Below are 1,126 nucleotides of genomic sequence, written 5' to 3'. Positions count from 1 at the left end.
GCAACGAATGAGCAAAGAAACACTTCCGTTTAAAAAAGGATTTTTGCAGTCGCTTAATCACGGTTACCGCTAACGTTCCCTTGCTACAAGAGGTTTGGGGTTTAATTAAGCCTTATATTCGGATTTGCCTAATCATCCCAAATACAAACTATTTTTCAAATTAAGCCAAATGCCCAAATCTCTTGTGAGCAAGTGTTGGCGGTAGGTTATTTCTTCAGTTCTGGTAATTCTACAACGAAGAAATCGATTATTAATGATGTGATTTTTCCATTTGCATCAATTCCCCAATACGCTGGATATAAACCATCGCCGTAACCTGATTGAAACATTGGGATATTTAATTCTGTTTTAGGAAACTTGTAATTAATCCAATTCCCAACATCTTTTGGGTCATTTTTATTAACTGCATTTTTTTTAAATTCAGTTTCAAAAAAATCATCATAAATATTTTTGGTAGGATCTCTTTCATAAAATTCCTTTTGGAATTTATCAAATTCTAAACCTGTTTTATAATCAAAAAAACTTGCTAAACCTGCATCAACAGGAAAACCAAAAAAGGAATCATCTTCTTTTAGTTCATTGCTGTTTTCGTTTTCTCTTAATGCAAGAATCCATTTAACGGCTTTTTTGTCAGTGATTTCCAATTTTGCCAACGCAAATCTATCTCCCGATTTTTTTGTTTTAGCTATATAGATTTTTATTGGATAATTCCCAGGGTTTACACTTTTAGATAAGGGAGTCAGTTCTGTATAGACCAAAGGGTCGCAAACAATTATTTTTCCAGTTGGTAAATTTAAATTTCCAATATTCAGTAGCGAAATTTCAATACCGTCAATTTTTTTATTTTCTAAAATCAGATTATAGTCAACAATTGATTCTTTCTCATTATTTGAGCTTTTTTCAATTGATTTTTGAATTAAACTTTCATTTTTAGGTTCAACCTTTTTGGTTTGCGAATTACAAGCAAATAAATTAATTATTAAAGAACTGAATATTATCTTTTTCATTTGGTTGTTGTTTCCTATTAGTTGTTTGTTGATGGTTAACTTACCGCCAACGTTTGCGGCTTTGCGAAGTGCCTTCTCTTCTGCGCTCACTATAAAAGCTAAAATAGCCAATTTTTTCA

The 1,126-nt window shown here is 31.6% G+C and carries 1 protein-coding gene; it reads right to left on the bottom strand.

The window, feature by feature from the left end:
- Nucleotides 1-206: 206 nt before the first annotated feature.
- On the bottom strand, nucleotides 207-1,126 hold a 920-nt coding region (locus FNW52_RS20605; protein WP_143379342.1), incomplete at its 5' end, for a DUF4241 domain-containing protein.

The organism is Flavobacterium sp. ZT3R18 (assembly GCF_007097385.1).
GTDB lineage: Bacteria > Bacteroidota > Bacteroidia > Flavobacteriales > Flavobacteriaceae > Flavobacterium.
Note: the sequence above shows the minus strand (reverse complement) of the source record. Positions and strands in the feature narration are given on the sequence as shown.